We start from the raw sequence: 8,280 nt of genomic DNA, 5'->3' as shown, positions 1-8,280 counted from the left end.
ACAAGGAAAACCGCAGGATAAAACCCAAACCCGAGCCAGCAGACCCGTCGGGGGCCGGCCCGTTGGGGCCTGATCAAGATTTGACCGCTCGTCGCCTCGATCAGGTATTCAGCGCATGGCAAATCGACTAGGGTTGCAAGCTTGCCGTCAACGCCAGGAATGAGGACTTCACCATGCGCCTGCTACTCGCCGCTCTGCTATGCACCCCGATCCTGGCTCAGGCCGCCACCCTCAGTGTATGCACCGAGGCCAGCCCCGAAGGTTTCGACGTGGTGCAGTACAACTCGCTGACCACCACCAACGCCTCGGCGGACATGCTGATGAATCGCCTGGTGGAGTTCGACGCCGAGCTGGGCAAACTGCTGCCGAGCCTGGCGCGCAGCTGGTCGATCTCCGACGACGGTCTGGTCTACGACTTCAGCCTGCGCGACGACGTGCCATTTCACCGCAGCGCCGACTTCACGCCCAGCCGCACGCTCGACGCCCGAGACGTGCTGTTCAGCTTCCAGCGCATGCTCGACGACCAGCATCCCTGGCATCAGGTCGCCGTCAGCGGTTACCCGCACGCCCAGTCGATGCAGTGGCCAAGCCTGATCGCCAAGGTCGAGGCGCCGGATGCCCATAGCGTGCGCATCACCCTGAACCGCCGCGATGCCACCTTCCTCGCCACCCTGAGCATGGGCTTCGCCTCGATCTACTCCGCCGAATATGCCGACAAGCTCCTGGCTGCCGGTACGCCACAGAAGCTCAACAGCGCGCCCATCGGCAGCGGCCCGTTCGTCTTCGAGCGCTTCCAGAAGGATGCCGTGGTGCGCTATCGCGCCAACCCGGACTATTTCACCGGCAAGCCGGGGGTGGATCGGGTGATCTTCGCCATCACGCCGGACAGCAACGTGCGCCTGCAGAAGCTGCGCCGCGGCGAATGCCAGATCGCCCTGTCGCCGAAACCGCAGGACGTGCAGGCCATCGCCGGCGACGCCAAACTGAAAAGCGCGCAGACCGCCGCGTTCATGACCGCCTTCGTCGGCATCAACAGCCAGCATCCACCACTGGACAAACCGCAGGTGCGCCAGGCGATCAACCTGGCATTCGACAAGGCCAGCTACGTCAAGGCCGTTTTCGAAGGCAGCGCCGAGCCCGCCAGCGGCCCCTACCCGCCGAACACCTGGAGCTACGCCAGCGAACTGCCCGGCTACGCGCACGAACCGGAGAAAGCCCGCGCCCTGCTGGCCGAAGCGGGCCTGGCTGACGGCTTCAAGACCACCCTCTGGACACGCCCCAGCGGCAGCCTGCTCAACCCCAACCCGAGCCTCGGCGCGCAGCTGCTGCAGGCGGATCTGGCCAAAGTCGGCATCGCTGCTGAAATTCGCGTGATCGAGTGGGGCGAGCTGATCCGCCGCGCCAAGGCCGGCGAGCATGACCTGCTGTTCATGGGCTGGGCCGGCGACAACGGTGACCCGGACAATTTCCTCACCCCGCAATTCGCCTGCGCCTCGGTGCAATCCGGCCTGAACTTCGCCCGTTACTGCGACGCAGCGCTGGACAAGCTGATAGCAGACGGCAAGACCAGCAGCGATCAGGATGAGCGCAGCCGTCTTTATCACCAGGCGCAGCAGATCATTCAGGAGCAGGCGCTGTGGTTGCCGTTGGCCCATCCCACCGCCTTCGCCCTGCTCAGCACCAAGGTCGAGGGCTACAAGGTCAGCCCGTTCGGCCGGCAGAATTTCGCTGCGGTGCAGATGATGCCATGAGACATCGTCATGGTGGGCTGAAGCCCACCCTACACACTGAATCCTCGCCGGCGACAGGCTAAGACACCCGCCCTACGCCCGAACCAGCTACATCCAGCCGAGTTCGGCCATCGACAGCGGCTCGCCATCGCCGACGATGAAATGATCGAGCACGCGCACATCCACCAGCGCCAGCGCCTCCTTGAGGCGCAGGGTCAGCACGCGGTCGGCCTGGCTGGGCTCCGCTACGCCGGATGGGTGGTTATGGGTCAGGATGACGGCCGCAGCATTGTTGGCCAGAGCGCGTTTGACCACCTGCCTGGGATAAACGCTGGCGCTGTCGATACTGCCGCGAAACAGCACCTCGAACGCCAGCACGCGGTGCTTGGCATCAAAAAACAGGCAACCGAATACCTCATGCGGTTCGTGGCGCAGCTGCGCCTTGAGGTAGTCACGCACGGCCTGCGGGCTTTCCAGCGCCGAATCGCGACGCAGGCGCTCGGCCAGATGACGCCGCGACATCTCCAGCACCGCCTGCAGTTGCGCGTACTTGGCTGGGCCCAGGCCGAGGTGCTGGCTGAAGCCAGGCAGATCGGCTTCCAGAAGGGTTCTCAGACTGCCGAACTCGCTCAGCAGATAACGCGCCAGATCCACTGCGCTCTTGCCGGCCACCCCGGTACGCAGAAAGATCGCCAGCAGTTCGGCATCGGTCAGCGACGCCGCGCCCTGCTCCAGCAATTTCTCCCGTGGACGCTCTGCCGCGGGCCAATCACGAATGCTCATGTACACCTCCCTGTACGGCACCTCTAAAAACTACCTGCGTTGCCATCACTGCGTTAAAAACAAGCTCAAAATGCTCATTTACAGCTCGTAAACTCCGCTTTTTCGCTTGTTTTTGCCTTGTGCTGGCTGCCTCGCCTACGTTTTTTAGAGGTGCCTCATCTAGCCAGGCGCCCGCTGTTCCGCTGCGGGCGCTGTGCTATCGTAGCCCATCTTTTTACACGGGGCCGGCCTGGGGAGGCGTTGGTCGCGTGGCGCACATCCACCGGTTTATAAAAGGCAGGCCTATGCAGCGGCTGTATCGCAAACGCATCATCGTCGGCGTGGGGGGCGGTATTGCTGCCTACAAGAGCGCCGAACTGGTTCGCCGACTCAAGGATCAGGGCGCCGAAGTCCGTGTGGTGATGACCCAGGGCGGACGCGAATTCATCACCCCGCTGACCTTGCAGGCCCTCTCCGGCCACCCCGTGCACCTCGACCTGCTCGACCCGGCCGCCGAAGCGGCGATGGGCCACATCGAGCTGGCGCGCTGGGCCGATCTGATCCTCATCGCCCCGGCCACCGCCGACCTCATCGCCCGCCTGGCCCAGGGCGTGGCCAACGACCTGCTCACCACCCTGGTACTGGCCACCGACGCGCCGATTGCCCTGGCTCCGGCGATGAACCAGGCCATGTGGCGCGACGCTGCCACCCAGGCCAACCTCGAACTGCTGCAAAGTCGCGGCATGCGCCTGTTCGGTCCGGCATCAGGCAGCCAGGCCTGCGGCGATGTCGGCCTCGGTCGCATGCTCGAACCCAATGATCTGGCCCAGTTGGCCGCCGACTGCTTCCAGCGCCAGGCACTGGACGGTCTGCACATCCTGATCACCGCCGGCCCGACCCAGGAAAACATCGACCCGGTGCGCTACATCACCAACCACAGCTCCGGCAAGATGGGCTTCGCCCTGGCCGAGGCCGCAGCCGAAGCCGGCGCGCGGGTGACGCTGGTCAGCGGCCCGGTGCACCTGCCGACGCCGGACCGGGTCAGCCGCATCGACGTGGTCAGCGCCCGCGACATGCTCGCCGCTTGCGAAGCCGCCATGCCCTGTGACGTGCTGATTGCCGCCGCCGCAGTGGCCGACTACCGCCCGGAAGTGGTAGCCCAGCACAAATTGAAGAAAGACCCCAGCAGTGGCGAAGGGATGCTCCTGCAAATGGTGCGCAACCCGGATATCCTCGCCACCATCGCCGGCCGCGAGGATCGCCCGTTCAGCGTGGGCTTCGCCGCCGAGACCGAGAACCTGCTCGAATACGCCTCGCGCAAACTGCGCGACAAGAATCTCGACCTGATAGTCGCCAATGATGTGGCCAACCCCAGCATCGGCTTCAATAGTGAAGAGAACGCCATCACCGTGATCGACCGTGGGCTGCAGCAAACCAGCTTCGCCCAGACCAGCAAGGGCAAGATCGCCCGCCAATTGATCACCCTTATCGCCGAACGACTGAACAAGAACTGACCATGCACGCTCTGCAAGCCAAGATCCTCGACCCCCGCCTCGGCCAGGAATTCCCGCTGCCGCACTACGCCACACCCGGTTCCGCCGGCCTCGACCTGCGCGCCATGCTCAAGGAGCAGATCGTCCTCGAGCCAGGCCAGACCGTGCTGATTCCGACGGGGCTGTCGATCTACATCGGCGACCCTGGCCTGGCCGCGATGATCCTGCCGCGCTCGGGCCTCGGCCACAAACACGGCATCGTCCTCGGCAACCTGGTCGGCCTGATCGACTCGGATTATCAGGGCGAGCTGATGGTGTCGTGCTGGAACCGTGGCCAGACGCCTTTCACCATCGCCATCGGCGAGCGTATCGCCCAGTTGGTGCTGGTACCGGTAGTGCAGGCCCACTTCGAGCTGGTCGAGCAGTTCGACGAGACGCAACGTGGCGCCGGCGGCTTCGGCCACTCCGGTAGCCACTGACTCATACCCCACAGGACGACCCGCCGAGGAGCACCCACGTGAAACTCTTCAAGCGTACCGCCAAGGAAGCCAACATGGCTGCCAGCCTGGTGCCGAGCAAGCCCAAGGGCAAGAAGGCGAATCCCTTGCAGGGCGCACTGCTACCCGGCCTGCTGGCCGCTCTGATCGGCGGGGCCGCTGGCGCCGCGCTGCTATGGTTTGCCGACAACAGCAGCAGCCAGGCACGCCAGGCAGAGCTGGTGCAGGCCATGGGCAGTAGCCAGGCCGCTGCCGTGCAGCAGGCGCTCAGGCAATTGCAGGCCGACAGCCTCGCTGCTGCTCGCAACCCGGAGCTGCTGCAGGCACTGCAAAGCGGCGACAACCTGCGGGTCAGTGAAGTCGAACGGCGCCTGGGCTACTGGGATGGCGTGATCGATGCCCATCTCAATCGCCGCGGCGAAGCGGTACAGAACACCTCTCGCGCCGCGCCGATGAACTTCGCCGGCCTGGACATGCTGCGCCGCACCGAAAGCGGTCAGCAACCCGCTGCCGAAGCCTATCGCGTGGGTGAGCGCTGGCTGGCCTACAGCGCCGTGGCGCTGCGCCTGAGTGAGAGCCAGCCGGCTCAGGGTACGCTGCTGCTGGCTGTCGATCTGCAGCGACTGCTCGCAGCCGTGCCGGCGCTACCGCCAGAGTATGGCCAGGTGCAACTGGTGCAGCAGTTCGCCAACACACCGCCGCAGGTGCTGCTGCAGCGCGGTCAGGCAGGCGATGCAGCCGCTGCGCAGACCTTCGCCACCGGTAATCCCTACTGGAAGGTCAGCTTCACCCCCGGCCCCGGCCTGGCTCAAGGCGGCATTTCTCCGGCGATGCTCGGCCTCGCGTTCCTGCTTGCACTGGGCGGCGCCCTGATCGGCATGATCCTGGTGCAGGGCACGCTGCAGCGGCGCGTCAATCTCGACGCCCAGCAACTCGGGCAAATGCTCAAAGAACTCTCCGCCGGTAAGAACGTCAAAGCCTTCAGCCTCAGCATGCCGGTTCTCGATGCGCTGGCCCAAAGCCTGGCGCGATTGCCGCGCCGCAGTGGCCCTGAAGGCAGCGGTACCCCCGTTAAAGGAACAGCTGCGGCACCCGCCGCTCAGCCGGCAGCCAAGCCAGCCGAGCTGGTCGACCCGCTGTTTCAGGACACCGATATCCTCGATATCGACATTCTCGATGAAGACCAGGATCTCCTGGGACTGGAGCAGAATCCCGCAATGAGCACTCGCCAAAGCGCCCCTAAACTTCCCGCCGACATCTTCCGCGCCTACGACATCCGTGGCGTGGTGGGCGACACCCTGACCGCCGAATACGCCTACTGGATTGGCCGCGCCATCGGCTCGCAGAGCCTGGCCCAGGGCGAGCCCAAGGTCATCGTCGGCCGCGACGGTCGCCTTTCCGGCCCGGAACTGCTGCAACAACTGGTACAGGGCCTGCTCGACTGCGGCTGCGAAGTGACCGATATCGGCATGGTGCCGACCCCTGTGGTGTACTTCGCCGCCAACGTGCTGGAAGGCCGCTCGGCCGTGATGCTCACCGGTAGCCACAACCCGCCGGACTACAACGGCTTCAAGATCATCATCGCGGGCGACACCCTGGCCAACGAACAGATCCTCGCGCTGAAGACCCGCCTGGACAACAACGACCTGGCCAGCGGCGTCGGCAGCGTGCAGCAGGTCGACGTCCTGCAACGCTACTTCAAGACCATCCGTGACGACATCGCCATGGCCAAGCCGCTGCGCGTGGTGGTCGACTGCGGCAACGGCGCCGCCGGCGTGATCGCCCCGCAACTGATCGAAGCCCTGGGCTGCAGCGTCATTCCGCTGTTCTGCGAAGTGGACGGCACCTTCCCCAACCACCATCCGGACCCGGGCAAACCGGAGAACCTGGTCGACCTGATCGCCCGCGTCAAAGCGGAAAACGCCGACCTGGGCCTGGCCTTCGACGGTGACGGTGACCGCGTCGGCGTGGTGACCAACACCGGCAACATCGTCTACCCGGATCGCCTGCTGATGCTGTTCGCCAAGGACGTGGTCTCGCGCAACCCCGGTGCCGACATCATCTTCGACGTCAAATGCACCCGTCGCCTGACCCCGCTGATCAGCGGCTACGGCGGTCGCCCGGTGATGTGGAAGACCGGCCACTCGCTGATCAAGAAGAAAATGAAGGAAACCGGCGCCCTGCTGGCCGGCGAGATGAGCGGTCACATCTTCTTCAAGGAGCGCTGGTACGGTTTCGATGACGGCATCTACAGTGCTGCCCGTCTGCTGGAAATCCTCAGCCTCGAAAAACGCAACGCCGAGCAGGTGTTCAGCGCCTTCCCCAGCGACATTTCAACGCCGGAAATCAACATCAAGGTCACCGAGCAGACCAAGTTCGGCATGATCGAACGCCTGCAGCGTGAAGGCCAGTGGGGCGAAGCGAACATCACCAGCATCGATGGCGTGCGCGTCGACTATCCCAAGGGCTGGGGCCTGATTCGTGCATCCAACACCACGCCGGTGCTGGTGCTGCGCTTCGAGGCCGACACCCAGGAAGAGCTGGAGCGTATCCAGGACGTGTTCCGTGTTCAGCTGCTCAAGGTCGCCCCCGACCTGCAACTGCCCTTTTGACCGATTTGTTCCAGGAGCCCCTGCATGACCCTCGAGCGTGACGCCGCTGCCCAGGTTGCCAAGGTACTGTCCGAAGCCCTGCCCTATATCCGCCGCTTCGTCGGCAAGACCCTGGTGATCAAGTACGGCGGCAACGCCATGGAAAGCGAGGAGCTCAAGCAGGGCTTCGCCCGCGACATCGTGCTGATGAAAGCCGTCGGCATCAACCCGGTAGTGGTGCACGGCGGTGGCCCGCAAATTGGCGACCTGCTCAAGCGACTGTCCATCGAGAGCCACTTCATCGACGGCATGCGCGTCACCGATACCGCCACCATGGACGTGGTGGAAATGGTGCTCGGCGGCCAGGTCAACAAGAGCATCGTCAACCTGATCAACCAGCATGGCGGCAGCGCCATCGGCCTGACCGGCAAGGATGCCGGCCTGATCCGCGCCAGGAAGCTCACGGTCAGCCGCCAGACGCCAGAGATGACCCAGCCGGAAATCATCGACATCGGTCATGTCGGCGAGGTCACCGGGGTCAACACCGACCTGCTGAACATGCTGGTCAGGGGCGACTTCATCCCGGTCATCGCGCCCATCGGCGTCGGCCCGGGCGGCGAGTCCTACAACATCAACGCCGACCTGGTCGCTGGCAAGGTGGCCGAGGCGCTGAAGGCCGAGAAACTGATGCTGCTGACCAACATCGCCGGCCTGATGAACAAGCAGGGCGAGGTGCTCACCGGCCTGACCACCGAGCAGGTCAACGATCTCATTGCCGATGGCACCATCTACGGCGGCATGCTGCCGAAGATCAAATGCGCGCTGGAAGCGGTGCAGGGTGGCGTGACCAGCTCGCACATCATCGATGGCCGCGTGCCGAATGCCGTGCTGCTGGAAATCTTCACCGACATCGGCAACGGTACCATGATCAGCAACCGCAAACGCCCCTAAACAGCGGCCGCAACGCGGCCTTCTGATGACCCTCTCCCTCCGGGGCGAAGAGGCGCGCTTTTGGAAGCACTGCTTCCTGCGCCGATGAGCGCCTGATCGCTGGCGATCAGGCCGGGGCGCGGAGCGGGGTGCCCGAAGGGCGGGTGAGGGCAAGCGATCACCACGCATCCCTCCAATGCCCCTCTCCCTCCGGGGCGAAGAGGCGCGCTTTTGGAAGCACTGCTTCCTGCGCCGATGAGCGCCTGATCGCTGGCGA

Annotated in this window: 6 protein-coding genes; 5 read left to right on the top strand and 1 reads right to left on the bottom strand. The window is 64.6% G+C overall.

Annotated elements, in window-relative coordinates; genetic code table 11:
• Nucleotides 1-173 precede the first annotated feature (173 nt).
• Nucleotides 174-1,751: an ABC transporter substrate-binding protein gene (locus ACN0X6_RS24665; protein WP_417707970.1), complete on the top strand. Its 1,578-nt coding sequence runs from the start codon at nucleotides 174-176 to the stop codon at nucleotides 1,749-1,751.
• A gap of 87 nt (nucleotides 1,752-1,838) precedes the next feature.
• Here ACN0X6_RS24665 and radC read toward each other — a convergent pair whose 3' ends face one another.
• Entirely contained in the window at nucleotides 1,839-2,513 is a 675-nt protein-coding gene (gene radC, locus ACN0X6_RS24660) for a RadC family protein (protein WP_417707968.1), read from the bottom strand.
• Nucleotides 2,514-2,797: 284 nt separating this feature from the next.
• Between radC and coaBC the strand changes: the two genes are divergently transcribed.
• The 4 genes from coaBC to argB all read left to right on the top strand — a co-directional run bounded on the left by coaBC (nucleotide 2,798) and on the right by argB (nucleotide 8,024).
• Nucleotides 2,798-4,006, top strand: a complete 1,209-nt coding sequence (gene coaBC / locus ACN0X6_RS24655; protein ID WP_112211092.1) for a bifunctional phosphopantothenoylcysteine decarboxylase/phosphopantothenate--cysteine ligase CoaBC — start codon at nucleotides 2,798-2,800, stop codon at nucleotides 4,004-4,006.
• A gap of 2 nt (nucleotides 4,007-4,008) precedes the next feature.
• The gene (dut, locus tag ACN0X6_RS24650) at nucleotides 4,009-4,464 is read left to right on the top strand and encodes a dUTP diphosphatase (protein ID WP_288255868.1); all 456 of its coding nucleotides are present in this window, start codon (nucleotides 4,009-4,011) and stop codon (nucleotides 4,462-4,464) included.
• A gap of 1,235 nt (nucleotides 4,465-5,699) precedes the next feature.
• The gene (algC, locus tag ACN0X6_RS24645; RefSeq protein ID WP_288255919.1) at nucleotides 5,700-7,094 is read left to right on the top strand and encodes a phosphomannomutase/phosphoglucomutase; all 1,395 of its coding nucleotides are present in this window, start codon (nucleotides 5,700-5,702) and stop codon (nucleotides 7,092-7,094) included.
• Between the two features lie 24 nt (nucleotides 7,095-7,118).
• Nucleotides 7,119-8,024, top strand: coding sequence for an acetylglutamate kinase (gene argB, locus ACN0X6_RS24640; RefSeq protein ID WP_417707966.1), 906 nt, complete (start codon nucleotides 7,119-7,121; stop codon nucleotides 8,022-8,024).
• The last annotated feature ends 256 nt before the right edge of the window (nucleotides 8,025-8,280 follow it).

It is taken from the genome of Pseudomonas sp. (assembly GCF_048269965.1).
Taxonomy (GTDB): domain Bacteria; phylum Pseudomonadota; class Gammaproteobacteria; order Pseudomonadales; family Pseudomonadaceae; genus Aquipseudomonas.
This window is presented reverse-complemented; position numbering and strand designations above follow the sequence as displayed.

Coding starts and splice junctions, on each gene's coding strand:
- ACN0X6_RS24665 (WP_417707970.1), top strand. CDS start 174: ATGCGCCTGCTACTCGCCGCTCTGCTATGCACCCCGATCCTGGCTCAG.
- radC (WP_417707968.1), bottom strand. CDS start 2,513: ATGAGCATTCGTGATTGGCCCGCGGCAGAGCGTCCACGGGAGAAATTG.
- coaBC (WP_112211092.1), top strand. CDS start 2,798: ATGCAGCGGCTGTATCGCAAACGCATCATCGTCGGCGTGGGGGGCGGT.
- dut (WP_288255868.1), top strand. CDS start 4,009: ATGCACGCTCTGCAAGCCAAGATCCTCGACCCCCGCCTCGGCCAGGAA.
- algC (WP_288255919.1), top strand. CDS start 5,700: ATGAGCACTCGCCAAAGCGCCCCTAAACTTCCCGCCGACATCTTCCGC.
- argB (WP_417707966.1), top strand. CDS start 7,119: ATGACCCTCGAGCGTGACGCCGCTGCCCAGGTTGCCAAGGTACTGTCC.